The 26,304-nt window shown below is 68.0% G+C and carries 22 protein-coding genes; 14 read left to right on the top strand and 8 right to left on the bottom strand.

The features are described 5' to 3' along the window. Nucleotides 1-115: 115 nt before the first annotated feature. Nucleotides 116-1,096, bottom strand: a complete 981-nt coding sequence (locus Q0907_RS14145) for a LysR substrate-binding domain-containing protein (protein WP_296282225.1) — start codon at nt 1,094-1,096, stop codon at nt 116-118. Nucleotides 1,097-1,383: 287 nt separating this feature from the next. Between Q0907_RS14145 and Q0907_RS14140 the strand changes: the two genes are divergently transcribed. From Q0907_RS14140 to Q0907_RS14110, 7 genes are read left to right on the top strand one after another with little or no spacing between them, the layout of a single operon-like run. After that, on the top strand, nt 1,384-2,124 hold the full coding sequence (locus tag Q0907_RS14140) for an SDR family oxidoreductase (RefSeq protein ID WP_299345916.1): 741 nt from the start codon (nt 1,384-1,386) through the stop codon (nt 2,122-2,124). 5 nt (nt 2,125-2,129) lie between these two features. Continuing rightward, nucleotides 2,130-2,753 carry a 2-dehydro-3-deoxy-6-phosphogalactonate aldolase gene (locus tag Q0907_RS14135; protein ID WP_299345913.1) on the top strand — a complete coding sequence of 208 codons (624 nt, stop codon included), beginning with the start codon at nt 2,130-2,132 and terminating at the stop codon, nt 2,751-2,753. Beyond that, nucleotides 2,750-3,901: a galactonate dehydratase gene (dgoD, locus tag Q0907_RS14130; RefSeq protein ID WP_299345910.1), complete on the top strand. Its 1,152-nt coding sequence runs from the start codon at nt 2,750-2,752 to the stop codon at nt 3,899-3,901. Before Q0907_RS14135 ends, dgoD begins: the two co-directional genes overlap by 4 nt. Next, nucleotides 3,879-4,805 (top strand): SMP-30/gluconolactonase/LRE family protein, encoded by a 927-nt coding sequence (locus Q0907_RS14125; protein WP_299345907.1) that lies wholly within the window; start codon nt 3,879-3,881, stop codon nt 4,803-4,805. The genes dgoD and Q0907_RS14125 overlap by 23 nt, the downstream gene beginning before the upstream one ends. Further along, nucleotides 4,802-5,710, top strand: a complete 909-nt coding sequence (locus tag Q0907_RS14120; protein ID WP_299345904.1) for a 2-dehydro-3-deoxygalactonokinase — start codon at nt 4,802-4,804, stop codon at nt 5,708-5,710. Before Q0907_RS14125 ends, Q0907_RS14120 begins: the two co-directional genes overlap by 4 nt. An 11-nt stretch (nt 5,711-5,721) precedes the next feature. After that, nucleotides 5,722-7,395, top strand: a complete 1,674-nt coding sequence (locus Q0907_RS14115; RefSeq protein ID WP_299345901.1) for a glycoside hydrolase family 43 protein — start codon at nt 5,722-5,724, stop codon at nt 7,393-7,395. 21 nt (nt 7,396-7,416) lie between these two features. Next, nucleotides 7,417-9,027 (top strand): family 43 glycosylhydrolase, encoded by a 1,611-nt coding sequence (locus tag Q0907_RS14110; protein ID WP_299345898.1) that lies wholly within the window; start codon nt 7,417-7,419, stop codon nt 9,025-9,027. A gap of 3 nt (nt 9,028-9,030) precedes the next feature. Here the strand turns inward: Q0907_RS14110 and Q0907_RS14105 are convergent, their stop codons facing one another. The 4 genes from Q0907_RS14105 to Q0907_RS14090 are packed head-to-tail and all read right to left on the bottom strand — an operon-like array spanning nt 9,031 to nt 14,747. After that, on the bottom strand, nt 9,031-11,097 hold the full coding sequence (locus Q0907_RS14105; RefSeq protein ID WP_299345896.1) for an FAD-dependent oxidoreductase: 2,067 nt from the start codon (nt 11,095-11,097) through the stop codon (nt 9,031-9,033). Further along, nucleotides 11,090-12,403 (bottom strand): amino acid permease, encoded by a 1,314-nt coding sequence (locus tag Q0907_RS14100; RefSeq protein ID WP_299345893.1) that lies wholly within the window; start codon nt 12,401-12,403, stop codon nt 11,090-11,092. Before Q0907_RS14100 ends, Q0907_RS14105 begins: the two co-directional genes overlap by 8 nt. A gap of 6 nt (nt 12,404-12,409) precedes the next feature. Next, complete coding sequence (locus tag Q0907_RS14095; protein ID WP_299345890.1) at nt 12,410-13,699, bottom strand: amidohydrolase family protein; 1,290 nt, start codon at nt 13,697-13,699, stop codon at nt 12,410-12,412. Beyond that, nucleotides 13,692-14,747, bottom strand: coding sequence for an SRPBCC family protein (locus Q0907_RS14090; RefSeq protein ID WP_299345887.1), 1,056 nt, complete (start codon nt 14,745-14,747; stop codon nt 13,692-13,694). Before Q0907_RS14090 ends, Q0907_RS14095 begins: the two co-directional genes overlap by 8 nt. 336 nt (nt 14,748-15,083) lie before the next feature. Between Q0907_RS14090 and Q0907_RS14085 the strand changes: the two genes are divergently transcribed. Together Q0907_RS14085 and Q0907_RS14080 are read left to right on the top strand one after the other, a co-directional pair. Continuing rightward, nucleotides 15,084-17,126, top strand: coding sequence for a tetratricopeptide repeat-containing sulfotransferase family protein (locus Q0907_RS14085; protein WP_299345886.1), 2,043 nt, complete (start codon nt 15,084-15,086; stop codon nt 17,124-17,126). Nucleotides 17,127-17,154: 28 nt separating this feature from the next. Beyond that, entirely contained in the window at nt 17,155-19,632 is a 2,478-nt protein-coding gene (locus Q0907_RS14080) for a TonB-dependent receptor (protein WP_299345882.1), read from the top strand. Nucleotides 19,633-19,711: 79 nt separating this feature from the next. On the opposite strand, the gene cydX is transcribed toward Q0907_RS14080, so the two are convergent. Genes cydX through Q0907_RS14065 form a run of 3 tightly spaced genes read right to left on the bottom strand, consistent with a single transcriptional unit; the run spans nt 19,712 to nt 22,568 of the window. Continuing rightward, on the bottom strand, nt 19,712-19,828 hold the full coding sequence (gene cydX, locus Q0907_RS14075; protein ID WP_299345879.1) for a cytochrome bd-I oxidase subunit CydX: 117 nt from the start codon (nt 19,826-19,828) through the stop codon (nt 19,712-19,714). 12 nt (nt 19,829-19,840) lie between these two features. After that, entirely contained in the window at nt 19,841-20,986 is a 1,146-nt protein-coding gene (cydB, locus tag Q0907_RS14070) for a cytochrome d ubiquinol oxidase subunit II (protein ID WP_299345876.1), read from the bottom strand. Nucleotides 20,987-20,999: 13 nt separating this feature from the next. After that, nucleotides 21,000-22,568, bottom strand: a complete 1,569-nt coding sequence (locus tag Q0907_RS14065; RefSeq protein WP_299345873.1) for a cytochrome ubiquinol oxidase subunit I — start codon at nt 22,566-22,568, stop codon at nt 21,000-21,002. Nucleotides 22,569-22,781: 213 nt separating this feature from the next. Between Q0907_RS14065 and ccoN the strand changes: the two genes are divergently transcribed. The 5 genes from ccoN to Q0907_RS14040 are packed head-to-tail and all read left to right on the top strand — an operon-like array spanning nt 22,782 to nt 26,223. Then, nucleotides 22,782-24,221, top strand: a complete 1,440-nt coding sequence (gene ccoN / locus Q0907_RS14060; protein WP_299345870.1) for a cytochrome-c oxidase, cbb3-type subunit I — start codon at nt 22,782-22,784, stop codon at nt 24,219-24,221. Between the two features lie 12 nt (nt 24,222-24,233). After that, entirely contained in the window at nt 24,234-24,854 is a 621-nt protein-coding gene (gene ccoO / locus Q0907_RS14055) for a cytochrome-c oxidase, cbb3-type subunit II (protein WP_093489889.1), read from the top strand. Between the two features lie 3 nt (nt 24,855-24,857). Continuing rightward, the gene (locus tag Q0907_RS14050) at nt 24,858-24,998 is read left to right on the top strand and encodes a cbb3-type cytochrome c oxidase subunit 3 (RefSeq protein WP_093489888.1); all 141 of its coding nucleotides are present in this window, start codon (nt 24,858-24,860) and stop codon (nt 24,996-24,998) included. Then, nucleotides 24,995-25,930 carry a cytochrome-c oxidase, cbb3-type subunit III gene (gene ccoP, locus Q0907_RS14045; RefSeq protein ID WP_299345864.1) on the top strand — a complete coding sequence of 312 codons (936 nt, stop codon included), beginning with the start codon at nt 24,995-24,997 and terminating at the stop codon, nt 25,928-25,930. Before Q0907_RS14050 ends, ccoP begins: the two co-directional genes overlap by 4 nt. Then, nucleotides 25,927-26,223, top strand: coding sequence for a hypothetical protein (locus Q0907_RS14040; RefSeq protein WP_056880835.1), 297 nt, complete (start codon nt 25,927-25,929; stop codon nt 26,221-26,223). Before ccoP ends, Q0907_RS14040 begins: the two co-directional genes overlap by 4 nt. The last annotated feature ends 81 nt before the right edge of the window (nt 26,224-26,304 follow it).

The following is a 26,304-nucleotide window of genomic DNA, read 5'->3' as shown; positions in this document are numbered from 1 at the left end:
CCTGTGACTGCGCCGGGAGCATAGGCGGCGCTGACATGCCGTACCAATGAAATATTGATCGCCAGCTATATCGAACCCGAATAGGTCTTCAGGTTCAATCGCCGCCGCCCTCGCCTCAAGGCGGCGCCGTGCCCGTCGGGGAGGGTTCCAGGTCGGTATAGAGGCGACGCGCCGTACTCCGGAGGGCGTCCAGCACGCGCTCGGCGCCGGGGGACAGCAGCTGATCACGCCGGCGGATGATGCCGAAGAACTCCATGCGCACGCCCAGCTCGATCGGCAGCACGCACATCTGCCCGGTCTGCAGGTACGGGCCCACCGACTCGGCCGGCAGCGCCGTCAACAGGTCGCTGTGCCGGAGCAGATGGATGATCACCGGCAGCGAAGCGGTTTCCACGATGTTCTGCGGCGGTGGCTGGCCGTGTTCGAGGAAGACCGCATCCAGGCGCGACCGCAGCACGCTGGCGGCCGGCGGCATGATCCAGCCGTAGTCGGCCAAGTCGGCGTGGGTGATGCGCGGACGCCGGGTCAGCGGATGGCCCGCACGCACGATGACGGCGTGCGGCTCGTCGGCCAGCGGCTCGAAATCCAGCTCGCCCGCGCCTTCGGGGCCCATGATGCGACCGACCACGATGTCGAGCTGGCCATCCAGCAGCTTGGCCACGAGCGGCCGGCTGTAGTCCATCTCGACCCGGATGAGGATGTCGGGGAAATCGCGCTTCACCGCCGCGATGGCCTGCGGCACCAGGGTGGTACCGGGATTCACCACGGTGCCGATCGCGGCCTGGCCCATGCGTCCGCTGCGCAAGGCGGCGATCTCGTCGTGGGCACGGCCGATCTCGGACAGGGCCGAGCGTGCCCGGCGGATCAGCACCTGGCCGTACCAGGTCGGCTCCACGCCACGGGCATGGCGCTCGAACAGGGGCACGCCGAGCAGGCTCTCCATCTCCGCCAGCAGCTTGGAGGCGGCGGGCTGGGTCATGTTGGCGGCCTCGGCCGCGCGCAGGACCGAGCGCTGTTCGTACAGGTGCAGCAGCAGGGAAAGATGGCGGGTCTTCAGGCGCGTGGCGCCGAACCAGCCGGTGGTGGGGTGGACCATGGTCGCCTCCGGGGCACGAGCTATTCGTGTGCGGAATAGCCTATGACAAAAATTTCATTTGTCGTACATAGATGCCCACGCGAGGCTATGCCACGCTTCAAGCGCGGGTCGGCGGCCATGCCTGACCGCCCGCGAGGGGCCCCGGGGATGGCCGGCACAGGTCCGCCACGGGACAGCCCCGCATCCGATCACCGCCGGGAGGAGGGCCCCATGGCGACATCGCAATCCGACGGCACGTCGCGTGCCGGCGCCATCGTCGCGTCCACGCCGGACGGAATCCGTCTCCCATGAGCGGCCGCCTGTCCGGCAAGGTCGCGCTGGTCACCGGTGCCGCCAGCGGCATCGGCGCGGCCACGGCGCAGCTGTTCGCACGCGAGGGCGCCACCGTGGTCGGCCTCGACAAGCAGGCCGTGCCCATCGCCGATGACGGCGTGCAGCACCGCATCGCCGACATCACCGATGCCGGCGCGATGGACGCGGCCGTGCAGGCGGTGCTCGCGGCGCATGGCCGCATCGATGTGCTGGTCAACAATGCCGGTGCGGATGTGTTCTCCGATCCGCTCACCCTGTCCGACGAGAATTGGGAGCGCTGCCTGTCGCTCAACCTCAAGGGCGCCTGGCATCTTTGCCGTGCCGTGCTGCCCGCGATGCAGGTGCAGGGCGCGGGCAGCATCGTCAACATCGCCTCGGTGCATGGCCACAAGATCATCGCGGGCTGCTTCCCGTATCCGGTCGCGAAGCACGGGCTGATCGGCCTGACCCGCGCGCTCGGCATCGAGTACGCCGCGCGCGGGATCCGGGTGAACTCGATTTCGCCCGGCCTTATCCTCGTGCCGCGCATCGAAGCGTGGTTCGAGCGCGAGCCCGGAACGCGCGAGAAGCAGGCGGCACTGCTGCCGCCCGGGCGCATCGGCACGCCCGAGGAAGTGGCGTTCACCGCGCTGTTCCTCGCCAGCGACGAAGCGCGCTTCATCAACGCCACCGACATCACCATCGATGGCGGCCGTTCGCAGGTCTACCACGACTGATCCGCATGGACGCGCCCACCCTTCCCTTCGCCCTGCCGCTGATCGCGATCCTGCGCGGCATCACGCCGGCCGACGTGCCCGCACACGTGGGCGCGCTGGTGGAAGAAGGCTACGACGCGATCGAGATCCCGACCAATTCGCCGGACTGGGCGCGCAGCGTGCGCATCGCCGTCGATGCGTTCGGCGATCACGCATGGATCGGTGCGGGCACCGTGCTGACGACGGTGGATGCGGATGCATTGCTCGCTGCCGGTGGACGCCTGATGGTCACGCCGAACACGCGCCCGCCGGTGATCCGCCACGCAGTCGAGCGCGGCCTGCAGGTCGCCGCCGGTGTCGCCACGGCGAGCGAAGCCTTCGACGCGCTCGATGCCGGCGCGCAGATGCTCAAGCTGTTCCCCGCATCCATCTACGGACCGGCGATGGTGCGCGCCCTGCGCAGCGTGCTGCCGCCGGTTCCCCTATTCGCCGTCGGTGGCGTCACGCCCGACACCCTCTCCGGCTACCTCTCAGCCGGCTGTCAGGGCGCCGGCATCGGCGGCGAACTTTACAAGCCCGGCCAGCCGGTCGAGCGCACGTGCGAGTACGCGCGTCGCTTCCGCCAGGCCTACCTGGACCACGCCGCATGAAGATCGTCCGCGTCAGCACCTTCCACGCCGCACCACGCTGGCTCTTCCTCAAGGTGGAGACCGACGAGGGCGTGACCGGCTGGGGCGAGCCGGTCATCGAAGGGCGCGCCAGCACCGTGGAAGCGGCGGTGCACGAACTGGCGGACTATCTCGTCGGCCAGGATCCTGCGCGCATCAATGATCTGTGGCAGGTGCTGTATCGCGGCGGCTTCTATCGCGGCGGCGCCATCCTGATGAGCGCGATCGCCGGCATCGACCAGGCCCTATGGGACATCAAGGGCAAGGCGCTCGGCGTGCCCGTCTACCAGCTGCTCGGCGGACGCGTGCGCGACCGCATGAAGACCTATCGCTGGGTGGGCGGCGACCGCCCTGCCGACATCGTCGCGCAGATGCAGCGCTACCAGGCGCAGGGCTTCGACACGTTCAAGTTCAACGGCACCGAGGAACTGAAGCTCATCGACAGCCCTCGCGCGATCGACGCGGCGGTGGCCAAGGTCGCGGCGATCCGCGACGCGATGGGCGACCGCGTCGATTTCGGCATCGACTTCCATGGCCGTGTCAGCGCGCCGATGGCGCGCGTGCTGCTGCGCGAACTGGCGCCGTTCAAGCCGCTGTTCGTCGAAGAGCCGGTGTTGCCCGAACAGTGGGAGTACTACCGCCCGTTGTCCGATGCGACCTCGATCCCGCTCGCCGCCGGCGAACGCATGTATTCGCGCGCCGAGTTCAAGCCGGTCCTCGCGGCCGGCGGCCTGGCGATCCTGCAGCCCGACCTGTCGCACGCCGGCGGCATCACCGAGTGCGTGAAGATCGCGGCGATGGCCGAGGCGCACGACGTGGCGCTGGCGCCGCACTGCCCGCTGGGCCCGGTCGCGCTGGCCGCGTGCCTGCAGGTGGACTTCGTGTCGCACAACGCGATGCTGCAGGAGCAGAGCATCGGCATCCACTACAACACCGGCGCGGACCTGCTGGACTACGTGCTCAACAAAGAGGATTTCCGCTGCGACGACACCGGCAGCATCGCCGCACTGCCCAGGCCCGGCCTGGGCGTGGAGATCGACGAGGACCGTCTGGTGGAAGCGCACCGGCAGCCGCCGCGCTGGCGCAACCCGTTGTGGCGGCATGCCGATGGCAGCGTGGCCGAGTGGTGATGCCGTGACGACGGCGCTGGCGACCCTGGCCGTCGACAGCCGCTGCGCGCTGGGCGAAGGCATCCTGTGGTGCGACCGCCGTCGCGTGCTGTACTGGACCGACATCCTCGCCGCCGAACTGTGGCGGCACGATCCCGACAGTGGCCACACGCATACGTGGTCGCTCCCCTCGCCGCTCGGTTGCCTCGCACTCGGCGAGGATGGGCGCCTGCTGCTGGGCCTGGCGAAGGGGCTCTACGCGAGCGATGTGGAAGCGCAGCTGTCCTCGCGCGACCTCGCCCTGGAGAAACTGGCCGATGTCGAGGCCGGCGACCCGATGACCCGCATCAACGACGGCCGCGTGGATCGTGAAAGCGGCTTCGTGTTCGGGACCAAGAGCGAACACGCCGATCTGCGTCCGGCGGGCCGCTTCTACCAGTACACCGCGACGCACGGATTGCGTGAACTGGCCTTGCCGCACGCCGCCATCCCGAATTCGATCTGCTTCGACGCCACCGGCACGCGGATGTACTTCTGCGATTCGGTGACGCCGCGGATCCTGCAGTGCCGTTACGACGCCGCGACCGCAACCGTGTCCGACATCGCGGTGTTCGTCGACCTCGACCTGCCCGGCGCGGAACCCGACGGTTCCATCATCGACGCCGAAGGCGCGTTGTGGAACGCACAGTGGGGCGCAGGACGCGTGGTGCGCTACCTCCCGGATGGCCGCATCGACCGGATCGTGCGCGTGCCGGCGCCGCAGCCTTCGTGTTGCGTGTTGCACGAGGACACGCTGTACGTGACCAGCGCACGCGTCGGACTCGACGCCGCCGCGCTCGCCGCTTCGCCGTTGTCGGGCGGCGTGTTCGCGCATCGCACCGGGCGCGCGCTGGCGCGCGGCGTGGACCGGGTGCGCCTGCCATGATCGCCGTCGACTGGGGTACCAGCAGCCTGCGCCTGTACCGGATGGCCGACGACGGCCAGGTCCGCGAACGCCGCCGCAGCGACCAGGGCGTGCTGGCGTGCGCGGGCCGTTTCGGCGACGTGCTCGCGCAGGAAATCGCCGGCTGGGACGACACCGACATCCTGCTGTGCGGCATGGTGGGCGGACGCGGCGGCTGGCACGAGATGCCGTACCTGTCCTGCCCGGCCGGCAACCATGCGCTGGCGCTCGGCATGCAGCGTTTCCATCCGCCGGGCTTCGATGGCCGCGCGCTATGGCTGGTGCCTGGCCTGCGCGACAGCGACTCGGACAGCGTGCCAGACGTCATGCGTGGCGAAGAGACGCAACTCGCCGCATTGCTCGATGCCCTGCCCGGCGGAACGCACGTCGTCTGCCTGCCCGGCACCCACAGCAAGTGGGTCACGGTGCGCGACGGCCAGGTGCACCGCATCGCCACCGCGATGACCGGCGAACTCTTCGCGCTGTTGCGCCAGCACAGCATCCTCGGCCGGTTGATGCCCGCCGGCGACGTGCGCTTCGATGGTTACGCATTCGATGCCGGGCTGAAGCGCAGCGCCGACGCCGGTGGCCTGCTGCACCACCTGTTCGGCGTGCGCACGACGGGCCTGTTCCAGCAATTCGCCGAACCGGCGCTGCCTTCGTATCTCTCCGGCCTACTGATCGGCCACGAGTTGCGCGCATCGGGCTTGCTCTCGCATGCGCCGCGCCCGGCGCAGGTGCACCTGATCGGCAACGACCGCCTGCTGGCCTCCTACGCGCACGCACTGACGACGCTGGGCGTCGGCGTGCAGCGCCATCCCGAAGACCTGTCCGCGCGCGGCCTGCATGCGCTGTGGGCACGGCGGACCGCGACCGCCCCCTACTAGAGGAAGACCGGATGCTGAAGCACTGCGCATGGATCCTGGCGGCATCGTTGATGATCGGTCCCGCATGGGCGGGCGATGCGGTCTTCAGCGACGTGCGCTACCACGGCGACGATGGGGGTCCAACGGTGGGCGCGGACGAGTACCGCAATCCGGTCGTCGCGGGCTTCTACCCCGACCCGTCCGCTATCCGCGTCGGCGACGATTTCTACCTGGTGAATTCCACGTTCGGTTACTTCCCCGGCCTGCCAGTCTTCCACAGCACCGACCTGGTGTCGTGGACCCAGGTGGGCAACGCGATCCATCGCCCCGGACAGATCAACTACGGCGAGAAGGAAGAACTGACCCGCGGCCTGTTCGCCGCCACCCTCGCCCACCACGACGGCATGTTCTACATCGCCAACACCTGCTTCTACTGCGATCGCGGCAACTTCGTGGTGACGGCCAGGAGTCCTGCGGGCCCGTGGTCGGACCCGATCTGGCTCGGCGTCACCGGCATCGATCCGTCGCTGTTCTTCGACGACGACGGCAGCGCGTGGGTGGTCCACAACGATGTCCCCGATGGAAAGCTCCGCTACGACGGCCATCGCGCCATCTGGCTGCAGCGTTTCGACTTCGGCAGGCGCGAACGGGTCGGCAAGCGCCTCCTGCTGGTGGACGGCGGCGCCGATCCCGCGGCGAATCCCGAGCACATCGAAGGCCCCCACGTCTTCAAGCACAACGGCTGGTACTACCTGACCGCGGCCGAGGGCGGCACCGGTGAGCAGCACGCGCAGATGGTATGGCGCAGCCGCGCGCTCACCGGCCCGTATCAACCCTCGCCGTCGAATCCCGCGTTGACCCAGCGCGACCTCGACCCGAAGCGCGCCGATCCGGTGACGTCCACCGGCCACGCGCAGTTCGTGAAGCTCAAGGACGGCACGTGGTGGGCGGTGTTCCTCGCCACCCGTCCGTACCGCGGCAACCAGTACAACCTCGGCCGCGAAACCTTCCTGCTGCCGGTGACGTGGAAGGACGGCTGGCCGGTGGTCCTGCCCCGCGGCGAACGCGTGCCGATGGTCGCGAAGCGCCCGGACCTGCCACGCAATGCGCAACCGTTACCCACGAGCGGGCCGATGACGTGGACCGAGCGCTTCGACGCGCCCGCGCTGCCGCTGTCGTGGATGACCCTGCATCCGCCGCAGAGCCGCTGGTACACCACCGGCGCGCACGGCCTGACGATCACGCCGGGCACGATGCCGCTGGGCGCCTTCGGCACGGTGCCGGGCCAGCCGTCGTACATCGCCCACCGCGTGCAGCATCACGCGGCCACGCTGGACACCACGCTCGCCTCGTTCGAGCCCGCCGTCGGTGAACTGGCAGGACTCGTGCTGCTGCAGAATGAGTACGGTCACTACGTGCTCGGCGTCGAACGCGATGCGCGCGGACTGGCGGTGTCGCTGTACCGGCGCAGCGGCCACGAGGACGGGAAGGAAGGCGACCGCCTGGCGCGCATTCCGCTGGACGAAGGACACGGCCCCGTGTCGCTGCGCTTCCGCGTCGATGGCCCGCGCCTGGACGCGTCGTACTCGCTGACCGCTGGCGACTGGAAGAGCGTCGCCACTGGCCTGGACGCCAGCCTGCTGAGCGTGGAGACGGCGGGTGGCTTCATCGGCAATACGTTCGGCCTCTACGCCGTGCGTCGCTGACCGCGAGATCACGGAGTCCGCATGCCTGGCACCTCGCGTCGCGCACTGTTCAAGGCCGGACTCGCCGGCCTGGCCACCTGGCCGTTGTCGTCGCGCGTGGCGGCGGCCACACCGTGCGCGCCGGCGCCGCCGGCGCACGTCACCGGCGTCGAAGGCCAGCGCAAGGCCGACCTCGGCAACGGCACCTATCTCAATCCCATCGTCGCCGGCGATCGTCCCGACCCCACGATCCTCAAGGACGGCGACGACTACTACATGACGTTCTCGTCGTTCGACGCCTATCCCGGCCTGGTGATCTGGCACTCGACCGACCTCGTCACCTGGACGCCGCTCGGCCCTGCGCTGCGCACGCACGTGGGGACGGTGTGGGCCGTCGATCTCTGCAAGCATGGCGACCGCTACTTCATCTACCTGCCGGCACTGGCGAAAGACGAGGCGTGGAAGATCCACGCGATCTGGGCCGACGACATCCGCGGACCGTGGAGCGAACCGGTGGACCTGCACATCGATGGCTGCATCGATCCGGGCCACGCGGTCGGCGAAGACGGACGCCGTTACCTGTTCGTCAACGGCATCCGCAAGGTGCGCCTCACCGACAACGGCCTGGCGACCGACGGCGCGCTCGAAACCGCCTACCAGCCCTGGCGTTATCCGGAAGACTGGATCACCGAAAACTTCGCGCCCGAAGGCCCCAAGCTGACGCGACGTGGCGACTGGTTCTACCTGGTCACCGCCGTCGGCGGCACCGCCGGCCCGATCACCGGCCACATGGTGATCGCCGCGCGTTCGCGTTCGATCCACGGACCGTGGGAACACTGCCCGCACAATCCGCTGGTGCGCACGCTGGGCGATGCGGAGCCCTGGTGGTCGCGCGGCCACGCGACGCTGGTCGATGGACCGGCCGGCGACAGCTGGATGGTCTACCACGGCTACGAGAACGGCTATCGCACGCTCGGCCGGCAGACGCTGCTCGAGCCGATCGAGTGGACGGACGATGGCTGGTTCCGTGCGCGCGGCGGCGATCTTTCGGCGCCGTTGCCGGTGCCGCGCGGCGGCAAGGCGGGGATCGCCGGCGTCGCGCTGTCGGACGATTTCTCGAGCGATCGCCTCGGTACGCAGTGGGCCTTCCACGCGCCGCGACCGGACGAGATGCGGCGCGTGCGTTACGGCAGGAAATCCCTCCGCCTCGCCGGCGCAGGCCGGTCGCCTGCGGACGGCAGTCCCCTGGCGTGCATTGTCGGCGACCGTGCCTACCAGGCCGAGGTCACGCTGACCCTGGTCGATGGCGGCGAAGGCGGCCTGCTGCTGTTCTACAACCCGAAGGCCTTCGTCGGCCTGGGCTTCGCGGCTGACGGGCTGCGCGTGTTCCAGTATGCGGAGGAGCAGACGTGGGCGCGGCAAGCGATGCCGACGCGGCGCGTGCGCCTCCGCCTGACCTACGACCACCACGTGGTGACCTGGCACCACTCGCACGACGACGGCCGCACCTGGACGCGGCTGGACACGCGGATGGAAGTGTCCGGCCTGCACCACAATGTGTTCGGCGGCTTCCTCAGCCTGCGCGTCGCGTTGTACAGCGCCGGCCCGGGCGCGGTGGAGTTCAGCGACTTCCGCTACCGCGCGCTCGCCTGAGCATCACGCCATCGGCGTGTCGTGATGGAAGTGCCGCTTGAACGGCACCTCGCCGTCGCGCGGCGCGTCCAGTTCCTGCGCATATCGATGGCCGGCGTACACCGCGTGCGCGATCAGCCCCGGCGCCAGCGCATCGCCGATGCAGGCCACGCTGCGGATGCCAGCATCCGCCCATTCCGGCTCGCGTCCCTTCAACGCCTGATAGAGCGCATCGTCGGGCAGGCGGGCCGTGACCACCACGACCGCGTCGCAGTCGAGCGAAGAGGCCGCGCCGCTCCATGCGTGCTCCAGCGCAAGCGTGGTTCCCGTATAGCCGGTGACCAGGTGCGATACGCACTGCACGACGCCCAGCTCGGCCATGCGCCACTGGATGTGGCGGTAGTCCAGCGTGTTCGCGCTCCACGAGGCGATGGTGTCGTCCGGGGTGAGGTACGTGACTTCGCAACCGCGCAGGCGCAGCGCCTCGGCGACGACGCTGGCGGTGTAGAAGTAGTCGTCGTCGTACACCACCACGCGGCCCTCGGGCCAGCGTCCGTCCATCAGGTCGTCCGGCGTGAAGACACGCGCGTTGTCGGCGAAGTCGGCGATGCCCAGCCCGTGGCTGCGCCCGAATCCGTCACGCCGCCAGTGGCACCCCGTGGCGATGACGACGTGGTCTGCACCGAAGTCGAGCACATCCTGGTCCGTCAGCGCGGAGTCGAGGTAGGTGCTGACGTTCGCCAGCTTGCCGATCTGCCCGAGCCGCCAGTCGCGCACGCGCGCCCATTCGGCCAGCCCCGGCAGGCGCGCCTCGCGCGTGACCCGCCCGCCCAGTTCGCGCCGCGCGTCGGCCAGGTGCACCTCGTAGCCGCGCTGGCCCAGCGCACGGGCGGCTTCCAGGCCGGCAGGCCCGCCGCCGACCACCAGCACGCGCGCTTCGCTCGCCTTCGGCGCGATCCGTTCCGGATGCCAGCCCTTGCGCCATTCCTCGCCCATGCTGGGGTTCTGCGTGCAGCGGATCGGCGAGATCGTCATGTCGCCGGAGACGCAGATGTTGCAGCCGATGCATTCGCGGATGTCGTCGACGCGGCCTTCTTCGATCTTGCGCGGCAGGTACGGGTCGGCGATCGAGGGCCGCGCGGCGCCGATCAGGTCGATCACGCCCCGCCGTATCTGCGAGACCATCGTGTCGGGCGACGTGAAACGGCCCACGCCGACCACCGGCTTGGTCGTTGCCTTGCGGACGAAATCGATGAAGGGTTCCTGCGCGCCTTCGCGGGCGAAGCGCGAGGGCACCGAATCGTTGTACCAGGCCGCTACATTGACGTCCCACAGGTCGGGAAGCTCGGCCAGCATTCCGACGATGTCCTGCGCCTCGGCCAGTTCCACACCGCCCGGCCCCAGCAGCTCCTCGCTAGCAAAGCGCAGCGCGACGGCGCAGCGATGTCCGACCGCCTCGCGCGTGTCCTGCAAAACTTCGCGCAGCAGGCGGATGCGGTTCTCCAGCGAGCCGCCATAGGCATCGGTGCGCTGGTTGCGGCGACGCTGCAGGAAATGCATCGGCAGCGACAGGTCGTGCGCGGCGTAGACATAGATGATGTCCATGCCCGCCTTCATGCCGCGCACCGCCGCCTCGCGGTGCCAGCGACGGTACTCGGCGATGTCGTGCAGGTCCATCGCGCGGGCCTGCGAGGGATAGCCGTACTTGGAGGGCTGGTGCGACGGCGCCAGCAGCACTTCGCGCGAGTACAGGTTGGAGGCGGTCGGTCCGTTGTGCGACAGCTCCAGCGCGGCCAGCGCGCCGTGCGCATGCACCTTGTCGCACATCAGCGCGAGCGCGGGAATGTCGCGGTCGTCCCACAGACGTGCTTCGACGTAAGGCGTGAGATCGCTGCTGGGATGGATCTCGCACTCTTCCGTCGAGATCACGCTCCAGCCGCCCTCGGCCTTCACTTCGCGCATGGCCGCGTGCGCCAGCGGCATGGCATGGCCCATGCCGTTGCAGTGCGGCACCTGGAAGAAGCGGTTCCTGGTCGTCACCGGGCCGATGCGCACCGGCTCGAACAGGATGTCGTAGCGCGGATCACGCATGCGGCACCGCGTTGCCTGGGCGACGGCGCAGGAAGAAGTACAGCGGCAGGCCGGCGATCATCAACGCCAGCGCCAGCCAGAAGGGCTGCGCGCCCATGCCGATGAAGGCAAACACGGTGTACGCCGCGCCGATGATGGCAGCGACCAGCAGGTCGCGTCCCGCATCGCGCTGGCCACGCCACCAGAGCACGCCCAATGCAAGCGAGCACCCCAGGTACAGCGGCAGGTTGGCCGCCGTCACCACGGTGCTGAGGAAGGTGAAGCCCGCCACCGCGGATTCGCTGTAGTTCATCAGCACCATCGCGCTCGCGAGCAGGGCTGTCAGCACCAGGGCGCCGATGGGCGCGCCGAAGCGATTGGTCCGCGCGAATACCTTCGGCATCGTGCCGTTGTCGGCCATCGTGCGCATCATCTCGCCGCTCAACAGCGTCCAGCCGTTCAAGGCGCCCAGGCCGCTGACGACGACGAACAACGCGATCCACCGCCCGGTTCCCTCGCCGGCGAAACGCTCCATCACCAGCGCGAACGGTGCGCTCGACTGCGCGAGTTCGGCATGCGGCAGCAGCAGCAACGGCACGGCGGACACCACGAGATAGATCGCCGCGGTGATGCCGGTGCCGGTCATCGTTGCGCGCGGGATGGTGCGCCCGGGGTCCTCTACCTTCGCGGCGGGAATCGTCGCCGATTCGATGCCCAGCATCGCGAACAATGCCAGCGTCGACGCCGCCATCGCATCGCCGAGGCTGATCGGTTTGGCCGGCGGATGCGCGCCGAACGACGCGGGGGATTCGAGCAGGGTCCATGCGCCGAGCACCGCGACGGCCAGCATCGGCACCAGCTTCATCACCGTGGTCACCACCTGCACGCGGCCGCCACTGCGCACGCCCAACAGGTTGATGCCCACGAACAGCCACAGCACGCCCAGGCACACCACGGCCGGCTGCACCCGCGCCAGCGGCGGGAAGATCGCGGCGGCATAGCCCGCCACGCCCGTGACCAGGGCCGCGAGGGTGATCCAGTTCGATACCCAGTACGACCACAGCACCGCATACGCCGGCAGATCGCCCAGCGTGTGCCGCACGTAACCGTAAGGTCCGTCCGCGCCCGGCAGCAGGCGCGCCAGCCTTGCGAACACGCGCGCCAGCGCGAGGCAACCCAGCACCGTGATGCCCCAGCCCAGCAGCGCGTTGTAGCCGAACGGTGCCAGCGAGGCGGGCAGCACGAAGATGCCCATGCCGATGGTGTTGCCCACCACCAGCGCGGTGCACGTCCAGAAGCCGATCTTCCTGCGGTCGTGTGACGGCATGGGCGGTTAGTCCCGCGCCACCGGCACGCCACCCTTCACCACGCCGCGCACCTGCTGCAGGCAGGCGATGTCGGCCAGCGGATCGCAGGCCAGGGCGACGAGATCGGCAAGCTTGCCCGGCGTGATCGAGCCCAGTTCCTTTTCCTTGCGCAGCAGCCGCGCCGACTCCAGCGTCGCCGCGCGGATGGCCTGCAGCGGGGTCATGCCGTAGCGGACCATGTAGGCGAACTGGTGCGCATTGTCGCCATGCGGATACACGCCGCTGTCCGTGCCGTAGGCGATGTTGACGCCCGCGGCGACAGCCTTGCGGAAGCCCTCGCGCTGCGCCTCGGTCGTGTCCAGGTTCTTGCGCAGGATTTCCGCGGACCAGCCGTCGCGCCGGCCCACCGTATCGATGTAGTCGCCGTTGTAGATGTCGGCGACCAGGAAGGTGCCGTCCTGCTTCATCAGTGCGATGGCCTCGTCGTCCATCAGCGAGCCATGCTCGATCGACCGCACGCCGGCACGTACGGCGCGCTTGATGCCTTCCGCACCGTGTGCGTGGGCCGCGACGAAACTGCCGCGACGCCCGGCCTCTTCCACCGCTGCGCGGATCTCGGCCTCGGTGTACTCGGATTGTCCCGGCTCGGTGCCGTCGGCAAGCACGGCGCCCGTGGCGATCAACTTGATGAAGTCGGCGCCCGCGTCGAGGATCTCGTTCACCCGTTGGCGCACCTCCGCTTCGCTGTCCGCGACGCCACGGCGGAAGATCGCCGGCAGCTCCGTCCCCGCAGGCAATCCGGTGATCTCGCCGCCGCCCCCGGTGACCGTGACGTAGGTGCCGGCAACGAACATGCGCGGCCCGGGCACGAGGCCGGCGTTGATCGCATCGCGCAATTGCACGTCGGCGAAACCGCGATAGACCCCGACATCCCGCACCGTGGTGAAGCCGGCCTGCAGGGTCGCCCGCGCATTGCGCGCGCCGATGAAGGCATCGCGCGCGGCATTGCTCCTCAGCGGTGTCGCGGGATCGCCATAGGGCCCTTCGTCGGCCAGGTGCGTGTGCATGTCCATCAGGCCGGGCACGACGGTCAGCGCGGACCAGTCGAGGACCCGAACGCGGGGATCCACGCCTTTCGTGGGCGGCGCGATCGACACGATGCGTCCGTCGCGCACCAGTATGTCGTGCCCCTCGAGCATCCGGCCCGTTTCAACGTCGAGCACGCGGCCGGCCTGGATCAGCAGGTCCTGCGCGCCAGCGGGCGAGGCGATGAAGGCAAGCGAGAACAGGAGTGCGGGCAGTAACCGGTCACGCATCGCCATACGCCGCCCTCAACAGATTGTGGAAATGCCACACGCCGCTCTCGCGCTTGGGGCACAACCGGCCCGCCTCGTAGAAGCCCGACGCCAGGCCCTGCTGTACCGCTTCGCAGATGCGGATGTCCTCGTCCTGAACTTCGTCGCTGAAGGCCTGGTCGTTGGCGATGCGCGCCAGCGCGGCATCGTCCTGCGCGTAGTAGTAATCGAACTCCACGCGGCAGCGGTCCGGCCCGAGTGGCAGGATGCGATTGGTCTGCAGTCGCCCCGGCATGATGTTGAGCATCACGTTCGGGTAGACGAAGTAGTAGAACGCGTCGCCATCGCCATAGATGTCGCCGCTGTTGCGCAGCGGAGAATGCTGCAGCGAATGCCAGGGGAACAGTTCGGTGTCGTAGGCGCGGTAGTCGAGCACCTTCGACAGCCCAGGATGCACGTGCGGCAGGTGGTAGCCCTCGAGGAAGTTGTCCACGTAGACCTTCCAGTTGCACGCGATGTCGTAGCTGTCGCGGCGGTGGAACTGCATCGCAGCCAGGTCGATCGGTGTGATGCGCCCGGCGATGCCGGCGTAGACCTCTTCGAACGGCGGCACGTCCTCGTGCAGCGCGACGAACACCAGCCCCTGCCAGGCGTGCACGCGCAGCGGCGGCAGGTGGATGTCCTTGACGTCGAAATCCGCGGCGCCCTGCATTTCGGGCGCGCTGCGCAGCTGGCCTTCCAGCGTGTACGTCCAGCCGTGGTACTTGCAGTGCAGCGCGCGTGCGCCCTTGCCGTTGCACAGCGCCAGCGGGCCGGCGCGATGCCGGCACACATTGGGGAAAGCGCGCAGCACGCCATCCTGCCCGCGCACCACCAGCACCGGTACATCGCCGATCCGCTCCACCACGTGGTCGCCCGGCTCGGCGAGCTGCCCCTGGTGGGCGACCAGTTGCCAGCTGCGTTGGAACACGGCGGCCTGCTCCATCGCCAGCATCGCCTCTCCGGCGTAGTAGCGGGCGGGCAGCGCCCGGGCACGGTCGAGCGACAAGGGAGGGGCGGTATCCGGCATGGCGTTCCCGTCGGGAGGTGGCGCCCGACCATGCAGCCGCCGGGCATGCGCCAAGCCTAAGCGGTGTACGGGGGTCCGGCACAGCCCCTTGCCGCACCATCATGTACCTCCCTCCGCAACGCTCGCACCCTCACGGTGCGGACGGGAAGGGTGAAAGTCGGATTACTTTTTGCGAAGCAAAAAAGCGTGCGTCACGGCGGCTTCCCGCTCTATCCAGCGCCCCCAGTTCGCCTATAGATTGGAGGCGAGGGATACGCCACCACACCGGGATACCCGATTGGCTCGACCGATGGCCGACTGCGCACGCTTCACCGTCCTGCTGCACGGAGACGGTGCATGAACGCGGTCGCCAGCCCGAGCGGCACGCTGCAGACCGCGCTGGACCACGCGCGCCGCCTGCTGGCCACCGACCCCGCGATGGCCGCCCAGCAGGCCGACGAGATCATCCGCGTGGTCGGGCGCCACCCGATGGCGCTGCTGGTGCTCGCCGCCTCGCACCGGGTGCGCGGCCAGTGGAGCCACGCGTTCGACGTGCTGGAACCGCTGGTCCGCGAACACCCGCAGTGGCCGCTGGCCCATCTAGAACACGGCCTGGCGCTGGGCCGTGCCGGACGCGGTGGCGAAGCCGTTCCCGCACTGCGACGCGCGCTGGCGTTGAAGCCCGACTTGCCGCAGGCCTGGCGCGAGCTTGGCGACCACCTTGCCGCGATGGGCGACACCGAGGGTGCGGCCGGGGCCTACCTGCAGCACACGCGCCACTCCACGCGCGACCCCGACCTGATGCAGGCCGCCGCCGCGCTCGCCGACAACCGCATTCCCGAGGCCGAGGCGCTGTTGCGCGCGCGCCTGAAGCGCACGCCCACCGACGTCGCCGCGATCCGCATGCTGGCCGAAGTCGCCGCGCGCGTCGGGCGTATCGAAGATGCCGAAGCTTTGCTCGCGCGATGCCTGGAGCTCGCGCCCGACTTCCATGCCGCGCGGCAGAACCATGCGCTGGTGCTGCATCGTGCCAACCGTACGCAGGAGGCGCTGCAGGCCATCGATGCGCTGCTGGCGCACGACCCCGACAACCCCGCGCACCTCAACCTCAAGGCGGTGGTCCTGTGCCGCGTGGGCGACTACGAACCCGCGCTTGCGCTGTACGAGCGCGTGCTGGCGTCCTACCCGGACCAGGCCAGGATCTGGATGAGCTACGGCCACGCGCTGAAGACGGCCGGCCACACGGCACGCGCGATCGAGGCGTATCGACAGGCGTTGGCGCTGGAACCGGGTGCCGGCGAGGTGTGGTGGAGCCTGGCCAACCTGAAGACCTTCCGCTTCAGCGGCGAAGACCTGGCCGCGATGCGTGCGCAGCACGCGCGCACCGACCTGGGCGACGACGACCGGCTGCACCTGGACTTCGCATTGGGCAAGGCCCTGGAGGATGCCGGCGAGCATGCCGCATCGTTCGTGCACTACCGCGACGGCAACGCGCTTCGCCGCACGCAGCTGGACTACGACGCCGACGACACGCAGGCACGGGTCGCGCGGCTGAAAGCGTCGCACACGACCGCCTTTTTCGCCGCGCGGGCAGGCCAGGGCTGCACCGCGCCCGACCCGGTCTTCATCGTCGGCATGCCGCGTGCGGGCTCGACGCTGCTCGAACAGATCCTGTCCAGCCATTCGGCCGTGGAAGGCACGATGGAACTGCCCGACATCACCTCCATCACCCGCGACCTGCGCGAGCAGGCGCGGGCAGGCGGTGCGGACACGTACCACGACCTGCTGGCGACGCTCGACGGCGACGCATTGCGGGCGCTGGGCCAGCGCTACCTCGACGCGACCCGCATCCACCGGAAATCGAGCCGTCCGTTCTTCATCGACAAGATGCCGAACAACTTCGCCCATACCGGCCTGATCCACCTGATGCTGCCGAACGCGAAGATCATCGACGCACGCCGGCATCCGCTGGCCTGCTGCTTCTCCGGCTACAAGCAGCATTTCGCGCGCGGCCAGGGCTTCAGCTATGCGCTGGAGGACATCGGTCGCTACTACCGCGACTACGTGGCCCTGATGGCGCACTACGACACCGTCCTGCCCGGCCGCGTGCACCGGGTGATCTACGAACAGCTGGTGGACGACACCGAGGCCGAGGTGCGCCGCCTGCTGGACTACTGCGGGCTGCCGTTCGAGGACGGCTGCCTGCGCTTTTTCGAGAACGCGCGGCCCGTCAGGACCGCCAGTTCCGAACAGGTCCGCCAGCCGATCTACCGCGAAGGCGTGGATCACTGGCGGCATTACGAACCGTGGCTGGAGCCGTTGAAGAACGCCTTGGGGCCTGTGTTGGGCGCCTATCCGGCGGTTCCGGATTCCACGGAGGGCAGTTCCATCCCCGATTGACCGTCATCACTGGAGAGAGGTGAGCTGGATGAGTACCCGCAGCAGAAGAAAACCGGGGCGGCGCGATCCGTCGACCCTGGCGAGGTTCCCGTTGACCGCCGCGATCTACCTCGCGTTCGGTGCCACGGCGATGGCCCAGGACGCACCCGCCACGCCGCCCGCCGAGGGCGAGCGCGCCGCGGCCACGCTGGACACCATCACGGTGACCGCGCAGAAGCGCGTGGAGAACCTGCAGGAAGTGCCGATCAGCATCCAGGTGCTGGGCACGGAGCAGCTGAAGAACCTCAACGTCACCGATTTCGATGACTACGTGAAGTACCTGCCCAGCGTGTCGTACCAGTCGGCCGGTCCGGGCTTCGCGCAGATCTACATGCGCGGCGTCGCCAGCGGCGGCGACGGCAACCACTCCGGTTCGCTGCCCAGCGTGGGCGTGTACCTGGACGAACAGCCGGTCACCACCATCCAGGGCCCGCTGGACATCCACATCTACGACATCGACCGCGTCGAGTCGCTGGCCGGTCCGCAGGGCACGCTGTACGGCGCCAGTTCGCAGGCGGGCACGCTGCGCATCATCACCAACAAGCCCGACCCCACCGGTTTCGCCGCCGGTTACGGGCTGGAAGTGAACAGCGTCAGCAACGGCGGCATCGGCCACGTCGCCGAGGGCTTCCTCAACCTGCCGATGAGCGATCGCGCGGCGATCCGCCTGGTCGCGTGGAACAAGCACGACGCCGGCTACATCGACAACGTGTATGGCACGCGTACCTTCCCCTCGTGGGACGCCGACTCCGGCGGCAACGGCACCATCGACAACGCCGACCGCGCGAAGAAGGACTACAACGAGGTCGACACCACCGGCGCGCGCCTCGCGTTGAAGGTGGACCTCAACGACACGTGGTCGATCACCCCGACGATCATGGGCCAGCAGCAGAAGTCCAAGGGCGGCTTCGCGGTCGACCCGCAGGTGGGCGACCTGGCGCTGACCCACTTCTATCCGGAGAGTTCCGACGACCGCTGGTGGCAGGCCGCACTGACGGTGGAAGGCAAGATCGGCAACTTCGACCTGACCTACGCGTTCGCACGCCTGGATCGCGACGTCGACGTGGAGCAGGACTACAACGACTACGCGTTCTGGTACGACACGCTGGCAGCGTACGGTGCGTACACCTGTTCCGATTTCGATCCCGATACGTTCACCTGCGCGCCCGGCTCGCTGGTCAATCCGTCGCAGTACATCCAGGGCGTGGACGGCTACAAGAAGACCAGCCACGAGTTGCGCATCGCCTCGCCGACCGAGAACCGCTTCCGCTTCGTCGCCGGCGTGTTCATGCAGGACCAGGAACACGACATCGAGCAGCGCTACAAGATCGATGGCCTGTCGCCGGTGCAGTCGGTCACGGGCTGGCCGGACACCATCTGGCTGACCAAGCAGCTGCGCCAGGACAAGGACAAGGCGGTGTTCGGCGAGCTGAGCTTCGACATCACCGAAGACCTGACCGCCACCGCCGGCGCACGCTGGTTCGAGGTCGACAACAGCCTGAAGGGCTTCTTCGGCTTCGCCGACTGGGGCTGGGTGTCGAGCTACGGCGAGGCGGCTTGCCCGGACGGCGCGCCGACCTTCAACGGTGCGCCCTGCAGCTTCTTCGACAAGCGGGTGAAGGAGAACGGCCACATCGGCCGCTTCAACCTGACCTGGCGGATCGACCCGAACAAGATGATCTACGGCACATGGTCGGAAGGCTTCCGCCCCGGCGGCATCAACCGCCGCGGCACGCTGCCGCCCTACCTGTCGGATTACCTGACCAACTACGAGTTCGGCTGGAAGACCACCTGGCTGGAAAACCGCCTCTCGTTCAACGGTTCGGTGTTCCGCCAGGACTGGGAGGACTTCCAGTTCTCCATCCTCGGCGCCAACGGCCTGACCGAGATCAAGAACGCCAACCAGGCGCGCATCAACGGCGCCGAGTTCTCGCTGGCGTTCGCGGCGACCTACAACCTGCAGCTGACGGCCGGCGCCGCGTTCTACGACGCGGAGCTGACCGAGAACTACTGCGGCTTCACCGACGACGACGGCAACCCGGTCACGGAGTGCGCGGACCCCGAGGCACCGGAGGGCACGCAGCTGCCGGTCACGCCGAAGGTCAAGGGCAACCTGACCGCGCGCTACACGTTCGACATGGCGGGTGGCGAGGCCTTCCTGCAGGGTGCGGTGGTGCACGTGGGTGATCGCAAGTCCGACCTGCGCCTGGCCGAACGCGAGATCCTCGGCGACCTGGATGCGTACACCACGGTCGACGTGTCGGCCGGCTTCCGCCGCAACAACTGGAAGGTGGACGTGTACGTCAACAACCTGTTCGACGAGCGTGGCGAGCTGAGCCGCTTCACCCAGTGCGCCGAAGCCGTTTGCGGTGCCGCGGGCGTGGTGCCGGAGTATCCGAACGGCCAGGTCTACACGGTCGTCTCGCAGCCCCGCACGATCGGCCTGCGCTTCTCGCAGGAGTTCTGACGCAGCACGCGCCGGAATGCGGCAACGAAAAGCCCCGGTGCGAGCCGGGGCTTTTTTTGTGTCGAAGATAACGGGGCGATCAGGAATCGCGTGCGCTCGCCTCGCGGTCGTTCTCGCGCATCTCGTACCACATGCCATTGAGGATGGCGAAGCTCGCCGCCAGGCCGGCGCCCAGGATCCAGCTGAAATACCACATGCGGAAGCCTCCTCAGTATGCGTTGGGGTTGCGCCCCATCCCGTCCTGGTCGACCTTGCCGCGCAGCACGCGGAAGACCCAGGCGGTATAGAGCAGGATGATGGGCAGGAAGAACGCCGTCGCCAGCAGCATGATGAACAGCGTCATGTGGCTGGACGACGCATCCCACAGGGTCAGGCTGGAGCCGGCCTGCGTGGACGACGGCAGCAGGAACGGGAACGTCGCCACGCCTTCGGTCAGGATGATGCCGACGATGCTGATCGACGATGCCAGGAACGCCAGCCCCGCACGCCCGATGCGCAACAACACGGCGCTCAGCAGCGCGCCCGCCACACCCAGCAGCGGCAACAGCCAGGTGATCGGCCAGCGCGCGTAGTTGTCCATCCATGCACCGGGCTGCGCCACGGCGATCTTGGCGAGCGGGTTCGACGGGCCGGCGGTATCCATCGCGGCCTGCAGCGTGTACCCATCGATGCGCGCAACCCAGAGGCCGCCGATCACGAACAGCACCGCCGTCGCCACCCCGGCGATGCTGCCGTAGCGCCGCGCGCGCTCGGCGATGGCGCCGGAGGTCTTCATCGCCAGCATGCCGGCGCCATGCATCACCAGCATCGCCACGCTGACCAGGCCGCACAACAGCGCGAACGGCGTCAGCAGCCCGAACAGTCCGCCTTCGTAGTACACCCGCAAGGTATCATCGAAATGGAAGGGCACGCCGAGCAGCACGTTGCCCATCGCCACGCCGAACACCAGCGCCGGCACCAGCCCGCTGACGAACAGCGCCCAGTCCCACGCGGCGCGCCAGCGCGGATCAGGCACCTTGCTGCGGAACTTGAACCCGACCGGCCGCAGGATCAGCGCGAACAGGATCAGGAACATCGCGATGTAGAAACCGGAGAAACTCACGGCATACAGCGGCGGGAACGCCGCGAAGATCGCACCGCCGCCGAGGATCAACCAGACCTGGTTGCCCTCCCATACCGGGCCGATGACGTTGAGCACGATGCGGCGCTCCTCGTCGGTGCGCGCCACCGCGGGCAGCAGCGTGGCCACGCCGAGGTCGAAGCCGTCCATCACCGCGAAGCCGATCAGAAGGATGCCCAGCAGCAGCCACCAGATCAGGCGCAGCGTCGCGTAGTCGAGGGGAATGGTGTCCATGCGTCGTCTCCCGTCAGCCCGCGAGGGCCGGTTGTGGCGCGGGGGCGTCCGATGCTGGCGCGGACAGGTGCTCGGGTCCCTTCAGGATCAGCTTGCGCATCAGCCAGACCTCGATGACGGCCAGCACCGTGTAGATCAGCACGAAGCCGCTGAGCGTGATGATGATCTGGTGCAGCTTCAGCCCCGACGCGGCCAGGAAGGTCGGCAGCACGCCATCGATGATCCAGGGCTGGCGGCCGTATTCGGCGATCAGCCACCCGGCCTCGATCGCCAGCCACGGCAGCGGCAGGCTCCAGAACGCCACCTTGAGGAACCAGCGGTACCGATCCAGTCGTTGCCTGCTGGCCAGGTAGAACGCAACCGCGAAGAACGCGATGAAGTAGAAGCCCAGCCCGGCCATCAGGCGGAAACTCCAGAACAGCGGCGCGACGTGCGGGATGGTGTCGTGCGCGGCCTGCGCGATCTCCTCTTCGGTCGCGTTGCCGATGTCCTCGCGGTAGCGCTTGAGCAGCAGCGCGTGGCCGATGTCGCGCCAGTGCGCCTCGAAGATGTAACGCGCGGTGCCGTCGTTGCGGTTGGCGCGCAGCTTCTGCAGCGCCTCGTAGCCCATCAATCCATTGCGGATGCGGCCCTCGGCGCGCTCCACCAGTTCGAGGATGCCCGGCATCTCGGTATTGAACGAACGCGTGCCGATCAGCCCCATGACGTAGGGGATATGCAAGGCGTAGTGGTTGGTCTGGTTCTTCTGGTCGGGGATCGCGAAGGCATTGAAGCCGGCCGGCGCGGGTTCGGTCTCCCACATCGCCTCGATGGCGGCGAGCTTCATCTTCTGGTGCTCGCTGGTGGCGTAACCGCTCTCATCGCCCAGCACGACGACCGACAGCGCCGCCGCCAGGCCGAAGCTGGCGGCGACCGCCATCGAGCGCTTGGCGAAGTCGGCGTTGCGGCCGCGCAGCAGGTAGAACGCGCTGATCGCCATCACGAACATGGCGCCGGTGACATAACCGGCCGACACGGTATGGACGAACTTGGCCTGCGCCACCGGGTTGAAGATCACCGCCATGAAGTCGGTGATCTCCATGCGCATGGTCTCGGGGTTGAAGACCGCACCGACCGGATTCTGCATCCAGCCGTTGGCCACCAGGATCCACAACGCCGAGAAGTTCGACCCAAGTGCGACCAGCCAAGTGACCACCAGGTGTTGCACCTTGCTCAGCTTGTCCCAGCCGAAGAAGAACAGGCCGATGAAGGTCGCTTCCAGGAAGAATGCCATCAAGCCTTCGATGGCCAGCGGCGCGCCGAAGATGTCGCCTACGTAATGGCTGTAGTACGACCAGTTCATGCCGAACTGGAACTCCATCACGATGCCGGTGGCCACGCCCATCGCGAAATTGACGCCGAACAGCGTGCCCCAGAACAGGGTCATGCGCCGCCAGATGTCGCGCCCCGTCATGACGTAGACGCTCTCCATGATTGCGATCATGAAGGACAGCCCCAGGGTCAGCGGCACGAACAGGAAGTGATACATTGCCGTCAGCGCGAATTGCAGACGGGACAGTTCGACGACGGTCATGTCCGGCATGGGGATGCGGCTCCCGGTTGTCTGGCGGGGATTCTAGCCCTCCCACTGTCATGGACGGGGGCGACCATCTGTCGCACCCCCCTTCGCCCTGCCCTGCGGCATCCTGCGCGCCCCGCGGCCACCGGCCGGCGGGGGGGGGGGGGGTTGATCCTGATCAATGCGGCCCGGCTGGCCGGACCCGAAAATCCACCGTACCAGAATAGGAGAGGCCGCATGCAAGGCGTCCAGGGGACTTATAACGACAAGGTGGTGCGCCAGTTCACGGTGATGACCGTGGTCTGGGGCATCGTGGGGATGCTGGTGGGGGTGCTGATCGCCGCGCAGCTGTATTGGCCGGCGCTGAATTTCGACCTGCCGTGGCTGAGCTACGGCCGGCTGCGTCCGCTGCATACCAACGCGGTGATCTTCGCGTTCGGCGGCTGCGCCCTGTTCGCCACCAGCCTGCACGTGGTGCAGCGGACCAGCCACGTGCGGCTGATCTCGGACAAGCTGGCGGCGTTCGTGTTCTGGGGCTGGCAGCTGGTCATCGTGGCCGCGGCGGTGTCGCTGCCGCTGGGCCTGACCCAGGGCAAGGAATACGCCGAGCTGATCTGGCCGATCGACGTGCTGATCGCGGTGGTCTGGGTGTCCTATGCCGTGCTGTTCTTCGGCACCATCGCCAAGCGCGCGGTGAAGCACATCTACGTGGCGAACTGGTTCTTCGGCGCCTACATCATCGCCGTGGCGCTGCTGCATATCGTCAACAGCCTGGCCCTGCCCAGCGGCCTGCTGCACTCCTACCCGATCTACAGCGGCGCCGTCGACGCGATGGTGCAGTGGTGGTACGGCCACAACGCGGTGGGCTTCTTCCTGACCGCCGGCTTCCTCGGGATGATGTACTACTTCGTGCCGAAGCAGGCCGGACGCCCGGTCTACTCCTACCGCTTGTCGATCGTGCACTTCTGGGCGCTGATCGCCATCTACATGTGGGCCGGCCCGCACCACCTGCATTACACGGCGCTGCCGGACTGGGCGCAGAGCCTGGGCATGGTGTTCTCGCTGATCCTGCTGGCCCCCAGCTGGGGCGGCGCCATCAATGGCGTGCTGACGCTCTCCGGCGTGTGGCACAAGCTGCGCACGGATCCGATCCTGAAGTTCCTGATCGTCTCGCTGTCGTTCTACATGATGTCGACCTTCGAAGGTCCGATGATGTCGATCAAGACGGTCAACTCGCTGAGCCACTACACCGACTGGACGATCGGTCACGTGCACGCCGGCGCCCTGGGCTGGGTGGCGATGATCACCATCGGCTCGGTCTATGCGATGCTGCCCAAGCTGCTGGGCCGCGAGCAGATGCATTCGGTCAAGGCCATCGACACGCACTTCTGGCTGCACACGCTGGGCGTGGTGTTCTACATCGCGTCGATGTGGATCGCCGGCGTCATGCAGGGCCTGATGTGGCGCGCCACCAACGCCGACGGCACGCTGACCTACAGCTTCGTCGAAGCGTTGAACGCCACCTACCCCTACTACCTGGTCCGCCTGGGCGGCGGCCTGCTGGTGTTCACCGGCATGTTGCTGATGGCCTGGAATACCTGGAAGACCTTCCAGGCAGCCAAGTCCGTCGCGCCGCAGCCGATCCTGCAGCCCGATGCCAGCCAAGCGCGCGCCTGAGGAGCCGACGACATGAGTAACGGAAATTCGCACGAGAAAGTCGAGAAGAACGTCGGCCTGATGGCGGTGCTGATCGCGGTGGCGGTGTCCTTCGGCGGCCTGGCCGAAATCGTCCCGCTGATGTTCCAGGCCGAGGCGATCAAACCGCTGGAAGGCGTGAAGCCCTACCCGGCGCTGCAACTGGCGGGCCGCGACATCTACATCCGCGAGGGCTGCTACAACTGCCACTCGCAGATGGTCCGCACGCTGCGTTTCGAATCCGAGCGCTACGGCCACTATTCGCTGGCCGGCGAATCGGTCTACGACCGCCCGTTCCAATGGGGCAGCAAGCGCACCGGACCGGACCTGGCCCGCGTCGGCGGTCGCTACTCCGACGACTGGCACCGCGTGCACCTGCTGAACCCGCGCGACGTGGTGCCGGAATCGAACATGCCGTCCTTCCCCTGGCTGGAAAACGCCAAGGTCGACGGCGCCGAGGTGGCCCAGCGCATGAAGACGCTGCAGCGCATCGGCGACCCGTACACGGACGAAGAGATCAACAACGCCGCCTCCGATGTCGAAGGCCGCACAGAACTGGACGCCGTGGTCGCCTACCTGCAAGGGCTGGGCAAGGCCGCGCCGAGGGGAGGCTGAGCCATGGTTTCGGGGATCGTGACAGGGGCACTGATCGTGCTGTTCATCGCCGGCTGGGCGTGGGCGTGGAGCCCGCGCCGCAAGGCGGATTTCGAGAATGCGGCACGCATGCCGCTGGGTGAGGAAGGGGAGAACAACCCATGAGCGCAGGCTGGATCTGGTTCATCGTCGCGCTGGTCGTCCTGAACATCCTGGGCTGCGTGTGGCTGCTGTGGTGGACCGGACGCCGTCGTCCCGGCGACCCCGCACCCGAAGACACCTCGCACGTGTGGGACGGCGACCTCACCGAGTACAACAAGCCGCTGCCGAAGTGGTGGATCAACCTCTTCTACATCACCATCGTCTTCAGCATCGGCTACATCGCCTGGTACGGCGGCCTGGGCGTGGTGCCCGGCTACGCGAAGTGGTCGTCCACCGGCGAGCACGACGAAGTGAAGGCGGTGCAGGACAAGAAGCTGGAAGCGACCTTCGCGCCTTTCGCCGGACAGTCGATCGACCAGCTCGCCCAGGATCCGAAGGCGCTGGCACTGGGCCGCTCGATCTTCAACAACACCTGCGCCACCTGCCATGGCTCGTCGGGCCAGGGCGCCATCGGCTATCCCAACCTCACCGACAACATCTGGCATTGGGGCGGCACGCCGGACCTCGTGCTGCAGACGGTGCTGGACGGTCGCGAAGGCGTGATGCCGGAATGGGGCACCGCGCTGACCAACATGGGCGGCGAGAACGCGGTCGATTACGTCGTCGCCTACGTCAACGTGTTGAACAACCCGCAGGAAGGCATGAGCAACAACTTCATGGCCGCCCAGGGCAAGCCGCTGTACGATGGCCTCTGCGTGGCCTGCCACGGCGTGGACGGCAAGGGCAACCAGGAACTGGGCGCGCCCGACCTGACCGACGACTACTGGCTGTACGGGAACAGCAAGGAAAGCATGCGCACCACCATCACCAAGGGTCGCCATGGCGTGATGCCCGCCCACCGTGAGCTGCTGGGCGAAACCCGCGCGCGTCTCGTGGCCTCGTACGTCTGGTCGCTCTCGCACAAGGAGGGTCAGGCGGCAGCCGGCGCGAAATGACCGATTTCACCGAGCCCCGCCTCGACCACCCGCCCCGGCCGCTCGCGCAGCGCGTCGGGGCGGTGCTCTGGCCCAGCTTCTTCGCCGCCGGCGTGGCGACGATGGTGTTCTTCGCCTTCGTCGACCCGCTGACGCTGCGCGACATGACCTTCCCCGACCTGGCGATCAGCCGCGAACTCGGCTACACGCTGGGTTTCTTCATGTTCTGGCTCGCCACGGCCGCCAGCAGTCTGTTCACCTGGATCCTGCTGCGCCCTGCGAGTCGCTTCAACCGCGCGCTGCCGCCGGACTGAGCAAGCGCTGCCTGCGACAAACCGTCGCTCCCTCGCGCGCCCGCGCGGCGCGAGCATGATGCCAGCCAAGACAGACACTGC

This window comes from uncultured Pseudoxanthomonas sp., from assembly GCF_947498795.1.
GTDB lineage: Bacteria > Pseudomonadota > Gammaproteobacteria > Xanthomonadales > Xanthomonadaceae > Pseudoxanthomonas_A.
The sequence above is the reverse complement of the archived record's forward strand: the minus strand, read 5'-3'. Positions and strand labels throughout refer to the sequence as shown.